Origin of the sequence: Halorussus rarus, from assembly GCF_003369835.1 — an archaeon.
Classification (GTDB): Archaea; Halobacteriota; Halobacteria; order Halobacteriales; family Haladaptataceae; genus Halorussus; species Halorussus rarus.
Genome location: NZ_QPMJ01000004.1, coordinates 180,401 through 198,074 on the forward strand (window position 1 = coordinate 180,401; position 17,674 = coordinate 198,074).

The 17,674-nt window shown below is 67.8% G+C and carries 16 protein-coding genes; 10 read left to right on the forward strand and 6 right to left on the reverse strand.

The annotated features are described in order from the left end of the window. Positions 1 to 13: 13 nt before the first annotated feature. Positions 14 to 592 carry an FAD-dependent oxidoreductase gene (locus DVR07_RS19525; protein ID WP_115798998.1) on the reverse strand — a complete coding sequence of 193 codons (579 nt, stop codon included), beginning with the start codon at positions 590 to 592 and terminating at the stop codon, positions 14 to 16. A gap of 106 nt (positions 593 to 698) precedes the next feature. Beyond that, the gene (locus DVR07_RS19530; protein ID WP_115798999.1) at positions 699 to 1,739 is read right to left on the reverse strand and encodes an mRNA cleavage and polyadenylation specificity factor-like protein; all 1,041 of its coding nucleotides are present in this window, start codon (positions 1,737 to 1,739) and stop codon (positions 699 to 701) included. 296 nt (positions 1,740 to 2,035) lie between these two features. Here DVR07_RS19530 and DVR07_RS22240 point away from each other — a divergent pair, with 296 nt between their 5' ends. The 6 genes from DVR07_RS22240 to DVR07_RS19555 all read left to right on the forward strand — a co-directional run bounded on the left by DVR07_RS22240 (position 2,036) and on the right by DVR07_RS19555 (position 8,560). Beyond that, on the forward strand, positions 2,036 to 2,176 hold the full coding sequence (locus tag DVR07_RS22240) for a hypothetical protein (RefSeq protein WP_165881774.1): 141 nt from the start codon (positions 2,036 to 2,038) through the stop codon (positions 2,174 to 2,176). Between the two features lie 458 nt (positions 2,177 to 2,634). After that, a complete protein-coding gene (locus DVR07_RS19535; protein ID WP_193570276.1) occupies positions 2,635 to 3,057 on the forward strand; it encodes a DUF7471 family protein in 423 nt (140 codons plus the stop codon). After that, positions 3,054 to 3,566 carry a winged helix-turn-helix transcriptional regulator gene (locus DVR07_RS19540; protein ID WP_115799000.1) on the forward strand — a complete coding sequence of 171 codons (513 nt, stop codon included), beginning with the start codon at positions 3,054 to 3,056 and terminating at the stop codon, positions 3,564 to 3,566. The genes DVR07_RS19535 and DVR07_RS19540 overlap by 4 nt, the downstream gene beginning before the upstream one ends. Before the next feature lie 401 nt (positions 3,567 to 3,967). Then, positions 3,968 to 5,311: a Trk system potassium transporter TrkA gene (gene trkA, locus DVR07_RS19545; protein WP_115799001.1), complete on the forward strand. Its 1,344-nt coding sequence runs from the start codon at positions 3,968 to 3,970 to the stop codon at positions 5,309 to 5,311. 9 nt (positions 5,312 to 5,320) lie between these two features. Continuing rightward, positions 5,321 to 6,850 carry a TrkH family potassium uptake protein gene (locus DVR07_RS19550; RefSeq protein ID WP_193570277.1) on the forward strand — a complete coding sequence of 510 codons (1,530 nt, stop codon included), beginning with the start codon at positions 5,321 to 5,323 and terminating at the stop codon, positions 6,848 to 6,850. Positions 6,851 to 6,979: 129 nt separating this feature from the next. Further along, positions 6,980 to 8,560 (forward strand): TrkH family potassium uptake protein, encoded by a 1,581-nt coding sequence (locus DVR07_RS19555; RefSeq protein ID WP_115799002.1) that lies wholly within the window; start codon positions 6,980 to 6,982, stop codon positions 8,558 to 8,560. Positions 8,561 to 8,601: 41 nt separating this feature from the next. On the opposite strand, the gene DVR07_RS19560 is transcribed toward DVR07_RS19555, so the two are convergent. Then, positions 8,602 to 8,913 (reverse strand): universal stress protein, encoded by a 312-nt coding sequence (locus DVR07_RS19560; RefSeq protein WP_115799003.1) that lies wholly within the window; start codon positions 8,911 to 8,913, stop codon positions 8,602 to 8,604. Between the two features lie 299 nt (positions 8,914 to 9,212). On the opposite strand from DVR07_RS19560, the gene DVR07_RS19565 reads away from it, so the two are divergent. The 4 genes from DVR07_RS19565 (at position 9,213) to DVR07_RS19580 (ending at position 14,846) form a co-directional block, all read left to right on the forward strand. Next, complete coding sequence (locus tag DVR07_RS19565; RefSeq protein WP_115799004.1) at positions 9,213 to 9,578, forward strand: hypothetical protein; 366 nt, start codon at positions 9,213 to 9,215, stop codon at positions 9,576 to 9,578. A 129-nt stretch (positions 9,579 to 9,707) separates the two neighbouring features. Then, a complete protein-coding gene (locus tag DVR07_RS19570) occupies positions 9,708 to 11,930 on the forward strand; it encodes an amino acid permease (protein WP_115799005.1) in 2,223 nt (740 codons plus the stop codon). A gap of 184 nt (positions 11,931 to 12,114) precedes the next feature. Further along, a complete protein-coding gene (locus tag DVR07_RS19575; RefSeq protein ID WP_115799006.1) occupies positions 12,115 to 12,558 on the forward strand; it encodes a universal stress protein in 444 nt (147 codons plus the stop codon). After that, on the forward strand, positions 12,555 to 14,846 hold the full coding sequence (locus tag DVR07_RS19580) for an amino acid permease (RefSeq protein WP_115799007.1): 2,292 nt from the start codon (positions 12,555 to 12,557) through the stop codon (positions 14,844 to 14,846). The genes DVR07_RS19575 and DVR07_RS19580 overlap by 4 nt, the downstream gene beginning before the upstream one ends. A gap of 47 nt (positions 14,847 to 14,893) precedes the next feature. On the opposite strand, the gene DVR07_RS19585 is transcribed toward DVR07_RS19580, so the two are convergent. The 3 genes from DVR07_RS19585 to DVR07_RS19595 all read right to left on the reverse strand — a co-directional run bounded on the left by DVR07_RS19585 (position 14,894) and on the right by DVR07_RS19595 (position 17,602). Then, on the reverse strand, positions 14,894 to 15,103 hold the full coding sequence (locus DVR07_RS19585; RefSeq protein WP_115799008.1) for a hypothetical protein: 210 nt from the start codon (positions 15,101 to 15,103) through the stop codon (positions 14,894 to 14,896). Further along, on the reverse strand, positions 15,100 to 16,707 hold the full coding sequence (locus DVR07_RS19590; RefSeq protein ID WP_115799009.1) for a TrkH family potassium uptake protein: 1,608 nt from the start codon (positions 16,705 to 16,707) through the stop codon (positions 15,100 to 15,102). The genes DVR07_RS19585 and DVR07_RS19590 overlap by 4 nt, the downstream gene beginning before the upstream one ends. Positions 16,708 to 16,915: 208 nt before the next feature. After that, positions 16,916 to 17,602, reverse strand: coding sequence for a potassium channel family protein (locus tag DVR07_RS19595; protein WP_115799010.1), 687 nt, complete (start codon positions 17,600 to 17,602; stop codon positions 16,916 to 16,918). Between the last annotated feature and the right edge of the window lie 72 nt (positions 17,603 to 17,674).

Here is a 17,674-nt window from a genome sequence, read left to right on the forward strand (position 1 = left end):
AGGGGCGGTCGCGCTACTCGTCGGACGCGCTCAGTTCCGGCACGTCGGCGGGCGTGTCGAAGTCGTGGTACTGCTCGCCCTTCTCCTCGCTGAGGATGTCGAGCGCGGCCGCGCCGCCGTCGCCGGCCGAGATGACCGCCTGCCACTCCTGGTCGCGGATCATCGCGCCGGTGGCGTAGGCGTTCTCGACGCTGGTCTCCATCGAGAGGTCCACGTCCACGAGGTCGTCGTCGGTGAACTCGACGCCGAGGTCCTCGAGCAGGCTGGTGTCGGTTCCGGTGGCGAAGACGACGTACGTCGCGTCGTACTCGTCGTCCTCGGTCGCCACGGTGAATCCATCGCCCGACTCCTCGACGCCGGTGACCTCCTCGCCCATGTGGACCTCGCCGCCGCGGTCCTCGACCTGCCCGCGGGCGATCGCCTGGAACTCGTCGCCCGCGATGGACCGGATTCCGAGGTAGTTGAACAGGTGAGCCTTGTGCATCCACGTCTCGTCGGTGTCGAACACGACCGTCTCGAGGCCGTTCTTCGCGGTGAACAGGCCGGCGCTGAGTCCCGCGGGACCCCCGCCGACGATTGCGACGTCTACCATGATCTCTCGAACGCCATTCGGAGATGTAAACGTTGACCACGCGGTCGGTTCTGCCGACTTCGGGACGACCGCGAGTCCCGTATTCGAGGGCAGTCGCTCGGGCCGGTCAGAAGTCGTCGAGCCGGGTCTGGTCGCCCAGCAGGGGTCGCGCGTCGTAGCCGTGGTGGGTGGCGAGGTGGTCGGCGAACGCCTCGTCGAAGCCGTGGTGGGTGTAGACGACCTCGGGGTCGACCGCGCGGACGGTCGCGACCAGTTCGTCGAAGTCGCAGTGGTCGGTCAGCGGGAAGGTGACGTCGTAGCCGCCGCGGTACCGGAACGACCGGTCGACCGCCCAGCCCGAGAAGCCCGCCTTGAGGGCGTCGTGACGCTCGACCAGGTCGGTCACCCAGTCGGTCCGCGAGAGGTGGGTCGGCAGGACCACGACCTCGTCGCCGCCGTCGGCCGACAGTGACTCAGCCGGGAAGGAGAGGTCGGTCGCCGCCTCGATTGCGTCGTTGACGGTCCGGATCGCGTCGTGGACCACTAGCCGACGGTCGGTCGCCTGGCGGGCGAGCCGCTGGAGCTTCTGGGCCCGGCCCAGCGAGTAGCCGAACAGGAAGAGGGGCCGGTCGGGCGCGTCGGCCAGCCAGTCCCGGATTCCGGCCTGCAGTTCGTCCTCCGGCGGGAAGCGGTACTTCGACTTCCCGTAGGTCGTCTCCATCACCAGCACGTCGGCGTCGACCGGGTCGAACCCCTCGAGGTAGAGCCGGTCCCGGACCGAGAAGTCGCCGGTGTAGAGGTAGCGCCGGGTCGCCCCGTCGGGCCGGTCGGCCCCGTCGGCCTCGACCAGCGCGGCGCGCGACCCGACGACGTGGCCCGAGGGGTACAGCGTCACCTCGTCGGTGCCCTCGCGGAACGCCGGCAGCGACGCGCCGGTCCGGGCCTCGACCAGCGCCGCAGTGGCCGCCGAGCAGACGACGGTCTCCGGCGTCCGGCGGAAGGTGTGGTCGGCGTGAGCGTGACTCACGACGTTCACGTCGCCGACCGCGCTGGACGCGTCAGCGACGAAGGTCCGCCCGCTGCGCTCGCCGGTCGCGCCGCCCGACTCGCCGGCAGCTCCGCTCGCGGGAATCTCGATGTGGATGCCGTCTCGCCGTCGTACTGCCATCGTCGGAGCCTGGGGCCCGAGCGGTATCAGTCCCGCGCTCGGTCCTCGCGCCCCGCTCGCCGCTTCTCGGCCACCCCGTCGTTTCCGCTGTCCTCGCGAAGGGGCTGCGCTCGATTCCGGCGAGGCACTCCGTTCTCCGCCACACCGGGATTTCCGCTGTTTTTCGCCCGACACGAGGGAGGTGACGGACACGGGTGGAGCGAGGTGTCGGCGTGTCCGGTGATCTTGAATCGCGACACCGACCGGTGGTCTCGCCCGGCGACCGGCTTTTGGTCGTCCGGCCCGTCTCTCCGGCCGTGATCCGACTCCCGATCCGGCGGTGTCCCGACTGCTGGTACGTCGGGCCGACCCGGAAGTTCGCCGCCGAGGACGGCGCGCGCTACCGGTGTCCGCGCTGCGGCCACGAGGTCGAAGCCCCCGACGCCCGCCTCGCCTGAGCTGCGGAGTCCGAGTCGCTTCCGAGCGCTCGATTCACTCTCGTCGGCGCTGTCGCGCCGGCCGTTCGACGCTGTCGCTTCCGCCGTCGCTCGACCCCGCGGTTTCCGCTGCTCTCGTCGGACCGTTGCTCCCGCCGGGTCGCTGACCTCGTCGATTCGCTCCCGCCGCCGTTTCCGAGATTCCGTCGCTCGGTCGACACCGGCGTTTCCGCTGTCTCGGTTCGGTCGGCGATGCGCCATCACCGAGACCGACTACTTCCCGATGCCCTGCGACCGCAGCGGAGTTCGAAACCGACGCATAAACGGCCGACATCGTTCGACTCTTCGAACGGTTACCGAAGGCGCAATCGCGGATTTCCGTCCGTAATGGGGCGTTTGGTCGGGTCGATGCGGCGGACCGCCTCCGACCGGACCGTCGAACCCGAATCCGTAAATCTCCCGAACGAGTAAGGGGAAGCATGCAACCGACGCTGTCGCGACTGGTCGTCCTCCACGGCGGGCCGGTCGCGAGCCCCGACCCGACCTTCGTCGCGCTGCTCGCGCTGGCAGGTCTGGGCTCCGCGGTCGTGCTCGGCCTCGCGCTCGCCGCGCTGGTCCGGCGGCGCTCGCGGTCGTACCTGCTGGTGACGCTGGCGCTGGCGACCCTGCTGGCCCGGACCGGGGTGGCGGTGCTGTCGCTCACCGGGTCGGTCGCCGCCGGGTCCCACCACCTGCTCGAACACGGCCTCGACGCGGCGATGGCCGCGCTGGTCGTCGCGGCCGTCTACGACGCCCGCTCGGCCCGGAAGGCGGCGAGCGACCGGACGGAGTCGCGCGTCCGGAGCGACGGCGGGCGCACGCGAGAACGCGAAACCGAGGTCGACCGGGAGGGCCGGCGATGAACGCGACGCGCCGCGCCATCGCCGACCACGTCCGGGCGAACCCGGGCGTCCACTTCAACGCGGTGGTCCGGGGGCTCGACGTCGCGCCGGGCCAGGTCCAGTACCACCTCCGGCGGCTCCGCGACGAGGGCGAGGTCGTGGCCGACGAGGTCCAGGGCCGGACCCACCTCTACCCGCCGGCGTACGGCGACTGGGAGCGGTCGGCGCTCGCGATGTTCCGGCGCGAGACCGCGCGCGACGTGCTGGCCCACCTGCTCGACGCGGGCGAGACTACCCCCGCCGCGCTCGCCGACGAACTGGACCTCGCCCGGAGCACGGTCGAGTGGCACCTCGACAACCTGACCGACTACGACCTGGTCGAGAAGCGCCGGGAGGGCAACCGGGTCTTCCTCGAACCAGCCCGACCGGCGGCCACCGCCGACCTCCTCGGCGAGATAACCCCGTCGCTACCCGAGCGGCTGGTCGACCGGTTCGCGAACCTGGTCGACGGACTCGTCGAGGAGGGATGAGGGTCGACGGACTCGTCGAGGAGGGATGAGGGTCGACGGACTCGTCGCAGCGAGGTGAGGGTCGATGGCCCCGCCGAAGCGGGGTGAGCCGGTAGACCGGGACGTCGCTCCTCGCCCGCTCTCGGCAGTTATCCGTCCGGTTCTCGGTCGAAACGACGACGCCACCGGTAGAAACGTCAAACCGTTTATTGCAGAGAGGGTTGATTGCGAGCGATCGGCGGCGGTCTCCCGGAGGGAATCACTCCCGACTCCTCTCGATGCCCTTCCGTCTCGGCCGGTCCTCCCGTCGCGCGGCGGAGGTCCGTCCTGCCGGACGATTCGGTCGCCGGTCGCGTCCGGAAAGGAAATCGTCATAGGTCGGGACTTGTAAAGGCCTGCAAGGATGACCAAGGAGGGTTCCGATGCGCGTAATCATCGTCGGGGCGGGTGAGGTCGGGTCGTCCATCGCGGCCAGCCTCGCGGACGCCCACGAGGTGGTCGTGGTGGACACCGACCCGGAGCGCGTGGACACGCTGACCTACTCGCTCGACGTGCTCGCCATCGAGGGCGACGGCACGTCGCTCGCGACGCTCCGGGAGGCGGGCATCGGCGACGCGGACATGATAATCGCCAGCACCGACGACGACGAGACCAACCTGGTGACCTGCGGCACCGCCAAGACCGTCGACGACCCGTTCACCATCGCCCGGGTCAAGAACGTCGACTACCTCGAGACCTGGCAGCACGCCGCCGACCGGCGGGCGTTCGGCGTCGACTTCATGGTCTGCACGAACCTGCTCACCGCCGAAGACATCGTTCGCGTCGTCGGCCTCCCGGCGGCCCGCGACGTCGACCCGTTCGCGGGCGGGACGGTCCAGATGGCGGAGTTCGCCGTCGGCGATGGGAGCCCGGTCGCCGACCAGACCGTCCGGGAGGCCGACCGGTTCGACTCGCTGACGTTCGCGGCGCTGCTCCGGAACGGCGACGTCGAGATCGCCCGCGGGGAGTCCCGCATCCGGGCGGGCGACAAGGTGGTCGTCATCGGCAGCCCCGAGAGCGTCCAGGCGTTCGCCCGCGAGGTCGCGCCCGCCGAGACGCCGTCGGGCAGCGAGGACCTCGTCATCATCGGCGGCAGCGAGATCGGCTACCACACCGCACGGGAGCTCGAGGAGCGGGGGCTCCACCCCCGACTCATCGAGCGCGACCCCGACCGCGCCCGGGAACTGGCCGAGAAGCTGCCCGACACCGTGGTGATGGAGAGCGACGCGACCGACGCCGAGTTCCTCGCGCGCGAGCACGTCGACGAGGCCGACGCCGTGGTCACGACGCTCGAGAGCGACGAGAAGAACCTGCTGGTGTCGGTACTCGCCAAGCGACTCGGCGCCGACAGGACCGTGGCGGTCGTCGAGACCGCCGAGTACGTCGACCTCTTCGAGACCGTCGGCGTCGACGTGGCGGTCAACCCCCGCGAGGTCACCGCCGAGGAGATCACCCGGTTCACCCGCGAGCTCCACACCGAGAAGGTCGCGCTTATCGAGGACGACAAGGCCGAAGTGCTCGAGATCGAGGTCGACGGCGACAGCGTCCTCATCGACCGGCCCATCCGGGAGGCGGTCGCGGACCTGCCCGACGGGTTCGTCATCGGCGCCATCACCCGCGAGGGCCGGTTCATCGTCCCGCGGGGCGACACCGTGATCGAGCCGGGCGACCACGTCGTCGCGTTCGCGGAGCGCGACGCCCTGGAGGCCATCAGCGACCGACTGTAGGAGTACACAATGGTGAATCTCAGGGTCGACTGGCGGGCCAGCGTGGCGCTCGTCGGCACGGTGATGAAGTGGCTGGCGGTAGCGATGGTGTTCCCGCTCGCGCTGGCGGCGTTCTACGGCGAGGGGCTGGTCACGTTCCTCGCTGCGATGACCGTCGCGGTCGCGGCGGGCTGGAGCCTCGAACGACTGGACGACGACCCCGACCTCGGCGCCCGCGAGGGGTTCCTGATGGTGGGGCTGACGTGGCTCGCGGTCTCGGTGGTCGGCGCGCTCCCCTACGTCATCGCCGGCCAGGGGACGATCGCCCACCCCGTCAACGCCCTGTTCGAGTCGATGAGCGGGTTCACGACCACGGGCGCGACCGTGATGGGCGACATCGGCTTCGACACCCATTCGCGGGCGCTGATGATGTGGCGCCAGCAGACCCAGTGGCTCGGCGGGATGGGCATCGTGGTGCTGGCGGTCGCCATCCTGCCGGAGCTGTCGGTCGGCGGCGCTCAGCTGATGGACGCCGAGGCGCCCGGTCCGGGCATCCAGAAGCTCACGCCCCGGATCGCCGAGACCGCCCGCGCGCTCTGGAAGGCGTACCTCGGCATCACCGCATTGGAGGTCGTCCTGCTGATCGGTCTCAACGCCGTCGGCGTCGCCCCGAACGTGACCGTCTACCAGGCGGTCGCCCACGGATTCACCACGATGGCGACCGGCGGCTTCTCGCCCGCGGCCCGAAGCATCGAGTACTTCTCGGCCGCGGTCCAGTGGCTCATCGTCCCGTTCATGGTAGCGGCCGGCACCAACTTCGCGCTGTTCTGGCACGCGCTCAACGGCGAGCCCGAGGCGTTCGGCGAGGACACCGAGTTCCGGTTCTACGTCGGCGTGCTGGCGGTGTTCACCGGACTGACCGCGGTCCTGCTGTTCACCGGTGGTACCCTCCAGCCGACCCGGGTCGGTCCACTCTCCGGGAACCTCGAGCAGTCGGTCCGCCACGCGGTCTTCCAGGTCGTCTCGCTCGTGACGACCACGGGGTACGCCAGCATGGACTTCGCGCAGTGGGGCCGCCCGGCCCAGTACGTGCTGTTCGTGGCGCTGTTCGTCGGCGGGTCGGCCGGGTCGACCGGCGGGGCGGTCAAGATCGTGCGGTGGCTCGTCATCCTCAAGTCGCTCAAGCGCGAGTTGTTCACCACGGTCCACCCCGAGGCGGTCCGTCCGGTCCGGCTCGGCGGCCGCGCGCTCGACGAGCGCGCGATTCGGGGCATCTACGCGTTCACCCTGCTCTACCTGGTCATCTTCTTCGCCGCGACCACGCTGGTGTACGTCGACGCCGCCCGCGTCGGACTGGACCTCATCGCGCTCGACGCGATGAGCGCGGTGGCCGCCACGCTCGGCAACGTCGGGCCGGGGTTCGGCATCGTCGGGCCGATGGAGAACTACCGGCCGTTCCCGAACAGCACGAAGCTGTTCATGGTGTTCCTGATGTGGATCGGCCGGCTCGAGATCCTTCCGGTGCTGGTGCTGCTGACGCCGGCGTACTGGCAGTCGTAGCGACAGGGTGCTACGGTTAGCGCCGTTCGATGTGCGACGCGCTTCGGGGAACCTGAACTGGCGTTGGCGGTGAGGACCGCGGTCGTCAGCCGAACTCCTTATTACCGAGCCTATAGAGGTTCGACACCGATGAATTTCAATTTTCTAGACGTGTTCGGAGGCAGTTGGAAATCGAACCTTGACGACGTTATCGGATACACATCGAGCCTCGCCTTCCTCGGAAGAACGCTGAAATATCTGTCTGTCACGCCGCTACTGCCTACCCTCGTCGCCCTCTATTACGGCGAGAGCCCGGTCCCCTTTCTGGCGACGTCCGGCGTGATGATCGGCCTGGGACTGGCGCTCGAACGGTTACAGTCGGAGCCGAATCTGGGCCACCGCGAGGCGTTCCTGTTCGTGAGCCTCACGTGGTTCGTCGTCCCGCTCGTCGGGATGCTCCCCTACCTGATAGCGGGGCAAGGGACGGTCGCCCATCCCGTCAACGCCCTGTTCGAGAGCATGAGCGGGTTCACGACCACGGGGTCGACCGTACTCGCGGAAATCTCGTTCGAGCGCCACTCGCGGTCGATACTCATGTGGCGGCAGCTGACGCAGTGGCTCGGCGGGATGGGGATACTGGTGCTCATGGTCGCGATACTCCCGGAACTATCGGTCGGGGGAGCCCAGATCATCCGAGAGGAATCCCCGGGACTGTCGATCGAGAAGCTCACGCCCCGCATCCAGGATACGGCCCGCGCTTTATGGGTCATCTACCTCGGATTCACGATCGCGGCCGTCGTCGTGTACTTCGGGCTCAACCGCCTGGGAATGGCGCCGAACATGGATTTCTACAACGCCGTCGCCCACGCGCTGACCACCCTCCCGACCGGCGGGTTCTCGCCCGAGGGCCGGAGCGTCGAAGCGTTCGCGCCGATCGTCCAGTGGGCGGTCGTCTTCTTCATGGTGGTCGCCGGGACGAACTTCGCCCTCTTCTGGTACGTCTCGGAAGGCGAGCCGCGGCGACTGACGCACAACGCGGAGTTCCGAACGTACCTCGCCGTGATGGCCGGTATCAGCGGGCTCTTCGCGGTGTTGCTGTTCACCGGCGCCGGCCTCGCGGAGGTGCCGACCCGGATCGCGCCGCTGGCGGGCGACGTCGAGAACGCGCTCCGGCAGGCGGTGTTCCAGACCGTCGCCATCGTCACGACCACCGGGTACGCGAGCATGGACTTCAACACGTGGGGCGAGTCGGCCCAACTCGCGCTCCTCTTCGCGATGTTCCTCGGCGGGTCGGCCGGGTCGGCGGCCGGCTCGGTCAAGATAATCCGGTGGTACCTGATCCGGAAGGCGATGACGCGGGAGGTGTTCACGTCGATCCACCCCGAGGCGGTCCGCCCCATCCGGGTGTTCGACGACGTGGCCGACGAGGACGTCGTCAACAGCGTGCTGGTGTTCGTGCTGCTCTTTATCGCCATCTTCGCGGTCTCGACCGTGCTGATCTACGTCGACAGCCTCCGGATCGGGCTCGAACTCTCCGCGATCGAGGCGGTGAGCGCGTCCATCGCGACCCTCGGCAACGTCGGGCCGGGGGTCGGCGTCGTCGGTCCGATGAACAGCTTCCGCCGGTTCTCCTGGGCGTCGAAGCTCTACATGGTGTTCCTGATGTGGATCGGTCGACTGGAGATCCTCTCCGTCCTCGTCGTCCTTTCCCCCGCGTACTGGCGGACGTAGCGACCGGGCGCTCCGCGCCGTCCGGAGGCGGCATCCCGCCGTCACCGGAACACCGACCGGATGTACCGGCTCACCGGGAACAGCGCCTCGCTGGCCCGGTCGCGCAGTCCCGTCGGCTGCGCGTAGACGACGACCGGCACGCCGAGGTCGTCGGCCCGGTCGATGACCCGGTCGGGCGTCGACCCGAGCACCCACCGCTTCAGCAGTCGGGTCCGAGAGGCGCCGATGAACAGCGGGCCGCCGTTCTCCGCGGCCGTCGCGACCAGCCCCTCGGCGACGGTGTCGGCATCGACCTCGTGGACCTCGGGCGACGGGTCGGCCGGGAACGCGTCGAGGGTCCGCCGGACGTCCACGTTCTCGAAACTCCCGGGCGAACAGCACGTCGCGGGGCGCGTCGTACCCCTGCCACGACCGCGACGATCGTGTACGGGTCTCGGTGGGAACGTTCTTGGTGTCCGTCAGCGGGAGGTTCCGCCCGGGTTTCCGAACTCTTCGGCGAGTGTCGGGATATTGGCGAATCGGAGAGACGAGTCGAGGGTTTGGAAGCCGCGTTCGCCTGCGCCCGCGCCATTTCGTTTTCGAATAGATAGTGGCTTAAAGGGAGAAATTCTGATTCCGTAACTCTAAGTACCGGGACTACGAAGACCGAATTATGAGTCCGACTTCCAACGACTCCTCCCGCTCTTCCGGTTCCTCTCCGAACGACCTCCCCGACGACCTCGTAGAGCGGGTCTCCCAACTCGACGAATCCGAGATTCGGGCTCTCGTATCGTATGCCCGCTCGCAACTCCCCCAGCCCCCGACTGTCGAGGACCTGCTCGAAGAGCGACCCGGCGAGGAAATCCTCGACGTCGAGGACGATGGCGCTTACACGCGCGTCGTAAAGATGCAGCGGTGTGCGGACGGTTGTGAGGACTGCCCTCACGGACCGTATCTGTATCACGTCCGGGTCGAACCGCACCCCGGAGAGGACCGGTCACCGTCCCTGCACTGGGAGTTTCTCGGTCCGGTCCGGTAGAGCCGGACGAACCGCCATCGATCGGATCACGAGCGGAGGTTCACACCTACTTTTATCATATTGACCGATAAGTTCGAAAAGCGACTCGATTCGGCGACGCTTTGGAAGCCGACAACCGACACTTCACGAATGCCAAAGGATCTCGAACGCGATCTCGGTCTTTACGCGACGATCACCATCAGCATCGGTGCGATGATCGGCAGCGGCATCTTCGTCCTCCCCGGGCTCGCAGCGAAGAAGACGGGACCGAGCGTCATCTTCGCGTATCTGCTCGCGGGACTGATCGTGTTACCGGCGGTCCTGTCGAAGGCGGAGATGGCGACCGCCCTTCCCGAAGCCGGCGGCACGTACCTCTACATCGACCGGGCGATGGGGCCGCTCCTCGGAACGATTGCGGGCATCGGTGCGTGGTTCTCGCTCGTGTTCAAGAGTGCGTTCGCACTGGTCGGTCTCGGCGCGTATCTGCTTCTCCTGGTCTCGATCCCGAACGCCCTGTTGGTAACCGTCAGTCTCGGACTCGGCGTCCTCCTCGTCGCGGTGAACGTTGTCGGCGTGAAACAGAGCGGGCGACTGCAGGCGGTCGTCGTGAGCCTGGTACTGCTCGCCCTCGCAGCGTTCATCCTCGACGGCATCACGTACGTGGACAGCACCAGATTCCATCCGCTGGCCACGCACGACAGCGGCGGCGTCCTCGCCGCCACGGGCTTCGTGTTCGTCTCCTACGCGGGGGTGACGAAGATCGCCTCCGTCGCCGAGGAGGTCGAGAACCCCGGCCGGAACATCCCCATCGCCATGCTCGCCTCGGTGGTGATGATGATGTTCGTCTACACGCTCACCGTGTACGTCATGGTCGGCGTGTCACCGGCCGACGACCTGATGGCGAACGACATGCTGACGCCGATGGCGCTGGCCGCGAGCCAGTTCGCCGGGCGGTTCGGCGAACTCGCCCTCTCGGCCGTCGCCGTCCTCGCCCTGACGAGCATGGCGAACGCGGGCATTCTCTCCTCGTCCCGGTTCCCGCTGGCGATGAGCCGGGACTCGCTGGCGCCGGAACGACTGAGCGACGTCAGCGAACGGTTCAAGACCCCCGTCGCTTCCGTGACGCTCACGGGCGTGTTACTGCTCGGCCTCATCGCGTTCGTCCCGGTCGTCGAACTCGCGAAGCTCGCCAGCGCATTCAAGATCCTCATCTTCACGTTCATCAACGTCGCTCTGATCGCGTTCCGGGAGAGTTCGCTGGAGTGGTACACCCCCGAGTTCACGTCGCCCGCGTATCCGTGGGTCCAGTTGGCCGGGATAGTCGGTGGGCTCGTCCTGCTGACCCAGATGGGACCGGTGGCAATCGGCGGCGCCGTCGGCATCATCGTCGCTGGCGTGCTCTGGTACCGGGTGTACGGCCGCGAAAAGACCGAACGGGAGGGAGCCGCTCTCGACGCGATACGGCGGACCGCGGGATCTCGGTCGCTCACCGAGTTGGAACACGAGTTCACCCGAACAGACGGCACCGTCCTCGTCGCGATGGACGAAACGACGTCGCCGAGGCGCGAGCGAACCCTGTTGACCGTAGCGGCGAGCGTGGCGGCCATGCAGAACGGACGGGTCTACGCGGTCCGGTTCGAGGAGGTCCCGGAACAGCTGAGTCTCTCGTCCGCGACGGACGTGACCGAAACCGACCGCGCGTTCGAGCGACAGACCCGGGAGTTGGCCGAGGACCTCCCTGCCGACATCGTCCCCTACGAGGTCGTCAGTCACGACCGCAAGCGGGCTGTCGTCAACTACGCCGCCGAGATCGACGCCGAACTGTTACTCGGCGAGTGGGAGCCCGACCGACTCCACGCCGAACTCCTCGGCAGCGACGTGGACTGGTTCATGGAGCACGCACCCTGCGAGACGGCGTTCCTCCGGGAGCGCGCCCTGGCCGAGGTCGACGACGTCGCCGTCATCACTCGCCGGGGGCCCCACGGGTCCGTCAAGGTGATGCTCGCGAACGCCCTCGCCGTGCAGTACGACGCGACCATCCGGTTCATTACGGCCGTCGGCGAGGACGCGTCGGACGAACTGGTCGACTCGACTGGGGAGTACCATCGCGAACTCGAAGCGCTCTGCAGCGCCACGACCCGAAGTGAGATCGTTCGAACCGGCGATCCCGTCGACGGGGTCGTGACGCGCGCGACCGACGCCGACGTGGCGATCGTGGGAACGGTGGCTCATTCGAGGGTGCACGAACTGGTCCTCGGCGATCCGGCGACGGAAATCAGCGACCGGCTCGACTGTCCCGTGTTGCTGGTCCATCCGCGTCAGTCCAAGGCGCAGTCGCTCCTCCGTCGCCTGATCGAACGCGTAGTATTCTGACCACCCTCCCGGGAGTACGACTCACCCCCAGCCGCGGCAACCTCGGTCAGTCCGACCGATGGAGGACCGACCGAGTCGCGGGGAAGGTCCGAGAGACGCGAGCGAGTACGGGCGGTACGATTATAAAACCATCTTTATATGCTACTGGGGCCAACTCGTCGCTCTAGGGACGCGAGGGACACGTATGACTGATACTCTACTTCAGCGAATCGTACTCCCCGTGGCGTCGGAGGAGGACGCGAGAACGACCTGCGAGAGGGTAGTTCCTCGACTCCGCGACGGCGGCAGTGCCGTGCTGGCCGTTCACGTCATCGAGAAGGCCGGCGGTGCGCCCGACAAGGCCTCCGTCGAACAGCGCGAAACCCTCGCAGGCGAAATCTTCGCAGTCGTCGAAGAGTCGCTCGACGGGGACGGGATCGACGTGGAGACGGCGATCCTGTACGGAACGGACGTCGCCGAAACCATCCGCGATGCGGCGGACGAGTTCGATGCGTCGGCTATCGTCTTCACGCCCCGTGGCGGCAGCCGGTGGCTGAAACTCCTGACGGGGGACACGGCGTTGGGGCTGCTCGAACGGGCGACCCGGCCGGTCGTGGTCCTGCCGGACACCGAGGAGGGTGACGGATGACCGACCAGGAGCTCGCTCGCGACCTCGGCTTCCTCGAAGCGTACACCATCGGACTCGGGACGATGATCGGCGCGGGCATCTTCGTCCTGCCGAGCATCGCGGCCGAGGCTGCGGGGCCGGCCAGCATGGTCTCGTTCGCCATCGGCGGCCTCGTCTCGCTGCTCGCCGCCCTGTCGCTGTCGGAACTCGCGACCGGGATGCCGAAGGCCGGAGGGAGCTACTACTACGTGAACCGGTCGCTCGGGAGCTTCTTCGGGAGCATCGTCGGCTGGGGCATGTGGGCCGGACTGATGTTCGCCTCCGCGTTCTACATGCTCGGGTTCGGTCAGTACCTCACCTACTTCGTCCCGATGGGCTCGACCGGCGTCGCCGTCGCCGCGCTCGTCATGGCGGCCATCCTGACGGGCGTCAACTACTACGGCGTCAAGGAGACCGGGGCGCTCCAGAACGTCATCGTGCTCGCGCTGGTGGGGCTCATCCTCGTGTTCATCGCGTTCGGCGTCCTGAACGTCGACATGGACACCCTCGACCCGTTCAATCCGAACGGGTGGCCCGCGGTCGCCGCGACCGCCGGCACCATCTACGTCTCGTTCATCGGGTTCGAGGTCATCGCGACCAGCGCCGAGGAGATCAAGAATCCGAGCCGGAACCTCCCGCTCTCGATGATCGCCGCCGTCGTCACCCCGACGCTCCTCTACGTGCTCGTTATGTTCGTCAGCACCGGCACTCTCTCCATCGACGCGCTCGCGACCTCGAACATCCCGGTCGCCGTCGTCGCCGAAACGGTGATGAGTTCGTTCGGCAGGCTCGAACTCGGGCCGATTTCGATGTCGTGGGCCGAGGCGGGTGCGTTCGCCATGGTGGTCGGTGCGATGCTAGCGACGGTATCGAGCGCGAACGCGTCGATCCTCTCGGCGGCCCGCGTCAACTTCGCGATGGGCCGGGACAAGATCCTCACCAACTGGCTGAACCAGGTCCACGACCGCTTCCGGACGCCGTACCGGGCCATCGTCGCGACCGGCGTCGTCATCCTCGCGCTAATCGCCAGCGGCGTCCCCATCGGCACGCTCGCGGAGGTCGCCTCCTTCTCGTATCTCATCACCTATTCGCTCGTCCACGTCGCGGTCGTCGTGATGCGGCGGGCCGACCCGGACGACTACGCCCCCGCGTTCCGGATTCCGAGCGTCCTCTATCCCGTCGTCCCGATCGTCGGCTTCCTCGCCTGCATCGCGATACTACTCCAGATGAGCTGGATCGTCCAGGCGATCGGCGTCGCGATCGTCGGCGTCGGCGTCGTCTGGTACTTCGCCTACGCCCGCGACCGGGCGATCACCGAGGGCCTGGTCGGCGAGGCCATCGCTCCGGAACCGACTGCGGTCACGGACGGCAAGGGGAACTACCGTGTCGTCGTGCCCGTCGCCAACCCCGACACCGAACGCGACCTGCTCCGACTGGCGGCCGCGAACGCGCACGCCCACGAGGACGAAAACGCCGAGATCATCGCCGTCAACGTCATCGAAGTCCCCCAGCAAACGTCGCTCTCGCAGGACGTCGAGTTCGAGGAGGAACGCGTCGGTCGCCAGGCCGAACTCCTCGATGCGGCCCGAGACATCGCCGAGGATCTCGACATCGGTATCCGGACGCGGGCCATCGTCGGACGCGACGTGGGCGACGTGGTGCTCGACGTCATCGACGAGGAGCAGGCCGACCACGTCCTGATGGGCTGGAAGGGCTCGCGGAGCCCGCGGGAACACATCCTCGGGTCGAACATCGACCAGGTCGTCGAACACGCGCCCTGCGAGGTGACGTTGGTGAAGCTGGCGACGACCGAACGCGTCGACACGGTCGAGGACGTCGTCGCGCTTGCCGGCGAGGGGCCCCACGCACCCGTGGCGGCGCGTCGCGGCGCGGAACTGGTCGATACGACCCGAGGGAAGGGATCGCTGACGCTCCTCAACGCACAGCGACCGGACGACGAAGCCGACCCCCGGGACCGAGGCGAGGCGGTGATCGCCGACGTCGCCGAAGCGGCCGGCATCGAGTACGTGGACTACGAGAGCGAGGTCGTGGTCGGAGACGACGTCGAGGAGCTGCTACTCGACGCAGTCGCCGCGTACGACACGGTCTGCGTCGGCGCGACCCGGTCGGGTTCCGTTTCCCAGGCGCTGTTCGGTTCGATCCCCGAGACCATCGGGGAGGAGGTGGACGCGACGGTCGCGATGGTCCGCGGGCCGAGGCAGACGACCCGGAGCGTCCGCGAGGGGCTCGTAGACCGACTGAACAGGTAGTACCGGCGATTCATTTTCTCCGGTTCCAGCCACCGAAAGCGGACGGACTATACCTGACCTCTCAGACCCTTGTAGAGCACGTAGCCGGCGAACCCGCAGAGGTACAGGACCGTCAGCCCGGTCGTGATCGGGTTGCGTCCGACGAGCGCGATCGACGTGATCAGCAGCGGACCGAAGAGGATCAGGAGGTCGAACACCCGGTCGGCCGGTCCGACCCGGAACACCGCCCGGAGCACCGGCACGTCGGTCCAGTTCATCGGTACCCCTCCGCACCGACGAACAGGCTCCGCAGCAGCACGAGAACGGGGATGATCTCGAGCCGGCCGATCCACATGTTGAACAGGAACGCGACCTTGGCGACGGTCGGCATCCCCGGCCCGGTGATGCCTGACGAGAGGCCGACGTTGCCCTGGGCGCTGGCGACCTCGAAGACCACGTTCGCCAGCGTGAACGCGTCCTCGCCCGGGCCGACCGGGACCGCGACCAGGAGGACGAAGATTCCGAGCGCGAGGAACACCAGCCAGAGGAACGAGACGATGGCCGCCTCCTCGAACTCCCGGGCGGCCTCGTCGTCCGAGTAGTTCCGGCCGTTCATCTCGAACGTGCGGACCGCGGTCTCGGGCAGGAACACGCCCCGGATCCGGAACACGGTCCCCTTGACCAGGGTCAGCGCCCGGACGAGCTTGATGCCGCCGACCGTCGACCCCGCTGCGGCGCCGACGACCATCCCCAGCGAGACGACGAGCTGGGCGGTCGCGGGCCACCGCGTCCCGAGCGTCCCGGCGGTCTGGAACCCCGTGCACGAGGCGGCCGAGACGAACTGGAAGAGCGCGAATCGGAACGTCTGGAACAGCGCGGCCGCCGACCCGGACAGCGCGAGCGCGCCGGGGACCACGACGAGTCGCCCGGGGTCGTAGCTGCCGCTCAGCAGGAGGAACCCGGTGAGGGCGGCGGTCCCGAGCGCGAAGAAGCCGAACACCCACCGTGTCTGGAGGTCCGCGTAGAGGTTCCGGAGGTCGCCCCGGAGCACGAGGTAGTGGACCGGGAACGCGATGCTGCCCAGGATCATCACCGGGACGAGCGCGAAGTCGATGGCGACGCTGTCGTAGGTTCCGATGCTGTTGTCGGTGACGCTGAATCCGCCGGTCGCCAGCCCGGTCATCGCGTGGTTGACGGCGTCCCACAGCGGCATCCCCGCGACCCACAGCAGGAGGACCGAGACGACGGTGAACAGCAGGAAGATCCACCAGATGGTCCGGACCGTCGAGACGATGCTCGGGTGGATTTTCTCGGAGCGGGCCTCGCTCTCGTAGAGGGTGAGCGACCCGCTGCCGGGCCGGGCGAGGACGGCGGTCGTGAGCACGATGACGCCCACGCCGCCGACCCACTCGGTCAGCGACCGCCACCACTGGAGCGTGTGGGGGATGCGGTCCTCGTGGACCGTCATGGTCAGCCCGGTCCCGGTGAAGCCGCTCATGCTCTCGAAGAACCCGTTGAGCGGGTTCAGGAACGCCCGGAGCGTCTCGGTCCGTACCGACGCCGGCACCGGGACGAGACCCGGGTCGACGAAGGCGGTGAGCGCGACGAGGTAGAACGGGAGCGACCCGAACACCGCGACGAAGAACCACCCGGAGGCCGCGATCATCATCCCGTGGAGCTTGCCCGGCTCGGCGGCGTCCGCGAAGCGCCGCGCGAGGGCGGTCCCCGCGGCCAGCGGGATCGCCCCGGCGAGCACCAGCCCGGGTATCGCGTAGAACTCGCCCCAGACCAGCGGGACGACGACCGAGACGAACACCATGCCCGAGAGCGCCTGGAACATCCGACCCAGATCTCGCCCGATGGTTCGGAGTGATTCGCGCATCGTATACGGAATCGAAAAATCAGCCTAAAAAGGAACCGGTTTCAGATTAGTTTTGACGGTACAGATTTGGTCTTCCGGGTATCCGTGGCGTTCTCCGCGACGCCGACACCGTCGGTGTCAGTCTTCCCGTCGCTATCGTCCAGTTGTCACCTGCGAGCTCGACGCCGTCCGCGTTTCCGAGAGGTCGCCGACGCGTTCGCTCGATCGGTCACACCCGCGTCGCCTCCCGATTCTCGCCGGTGAACACTTCGAGGATGGCGGGCGCGAATCCGCGCTTCGAGAAGACGGTGACCAAATCGCCCTCGCGGATCTCGGTGTCGCCCCGCGGGAGCAGTGCCGACTCGCCGCGCTCGACGGCGACCACCCGGACGTCGTCGGGGAGCACGTCCGCCTCGTCGGCGTCTCGGAGCGTCCGGCTCGCGATGGGGCCGTCCTCGCCCACCGTTATCTCGAAGACCTCGGCGCCGTCGGCCAAGTGCATGAAGTCCTTGACCGACGGCCGCTGCACCGCCCGGTAGAGGTACTCCGCGATGAGGTGCTCGGGGTTCTCGAGGACGTTGACGTTGAGCTGGCGGAACAGCCGCATGTGATCGGGGTTCTGGACGACCGACACCTGCGAGGGGATGCCGAACTCCTGGGCGAGCAGCATCACCATGACGTTGGTGGCGTCGTCGTCGGTCGTGCTGATGACGGCGTCGGCCTGGTCGGCGCCGGCCTCCTCGAGGGTCTCCTTCGTCGTGGCGTCGGCGTTGAGCACGAGGCAGTCGTAGCTCTTGGCGACTTCGTTGGCCGTCGCCTCGTTCCGTTCGACCACCACGACGTTGTTCGTCTCCCGGGTGACCAGGTCGAGCAGCTGTGACCCGATATCCCCGGCACCGACGATGATGATATACATGTTCTGGGTGGAATCGTGAAGGGGCTTAAAAGTAGCGTTTGTGGAACGGTAACCAACCGTCGATTTCCCACC

Excerpts from the sequence above, each read along its gene's own strand:
- DVR07_RS19525 (WP_115798998.1), bottom strand. The coding sequence starts at position 592 with ATGGTAGACGTCGCAATCGTCGGCGGGGGTCCCGCGGGACTCAGCGCC.
- DVR07_RS19530 (WP_115798999.1), bottom strand. The coding sequence starts at position 1,739 with ATGGCAGTACGACGGCGAGACGGCATCCACATCGAGATTCCCGCGAGC.
- DVR07_RS19535 (WP_193570276.1), top strand. The coding sequence starts at position 2,635 with ATGCAACCGACGCTGTCGCGACTGGTCGTCCTCCACGGCGGGCCGGTC.
- DVR07_RS19540 (WP_115799000.1), top strand. The coding sequence starts at position 3,054 with ATGAACGCGACGCGCCGCGCCATCGCCGACCACGTCCGGGCGAACCCG.
- trkA (WP_115799001.1), top strand. The coding sequence starts at position 3,968 with ATGCGCGTAATCATCGTCGGGGCGGGTGAGGTCGGGTCGTCCATCGCG.
- DVR07_RS19550 (WP_193570277.1), top strand. The coding sequence starts at position 5,321 with ATGGTGAATCTCAGGGTCGACTGGCGGGCCAGCGTGGCGCTCGTCGGC.
- DVR07_RS19555 (WP_115799002.1), top strand. The coding sequence starts at position 6,980 with ATGAATTTCAATTTTCTAGACGTGTTCGGAGGCAGTTGGAAATCGAAC.
- DVR07_RS19565 (WP_115799004.1), top strand. The coding sequence starts at position 9,213 with ATGAGTCCGACTTCCAACGACTCCTCCCGCTCTTCCGGTTCCTCTCCG.
- DVR07_RS19570 (WP_115799005.1), top strand. The coding sequence starts at position 9,708 with ATGCCAAAGGATCTCGAACGCGATCTCGGTCTTTACGCGACGATCACC.
- DVR07_RS19575 (WP_115799006.1), top strand. The coding sequence starts at position 12,115 with ATGACTGATACTCTACTTCAGCGAATCGTACTCCCCGTGGCGTCGGAG.
- DVR07_RS19580 (WP_115799007.1), top strand. The coding sequence starts at position 12,555 with ATGACCGACCAGGAGCTCGCTCGCGACCTCGGCTTCCTCGAAGCGTAC.
- DVR07_RS19585 (WP_115799008.1), bottom strand. The coding sequence starts at position 15,103 with ATGAACTGGACCGACGTGCCGGTGCTCCGGGCGGTGTTCCGGGTCGGA.
- DVR07_RS19590 (WP_115799009.1), bottom strand. The coding sequence starts at position 16,707 with ATGCGCGAATCACTCCGAACCATCGGGCGAGATCTGGGTCGGATGTTC.
- DVR07_RS19595 (WP_115799010.1), bottom strand. The coding sequence starts at position 17,602 with ATGTATATCATCATCGTCGGTGCCGGGGATATCGGGTCACAGCTGCTC.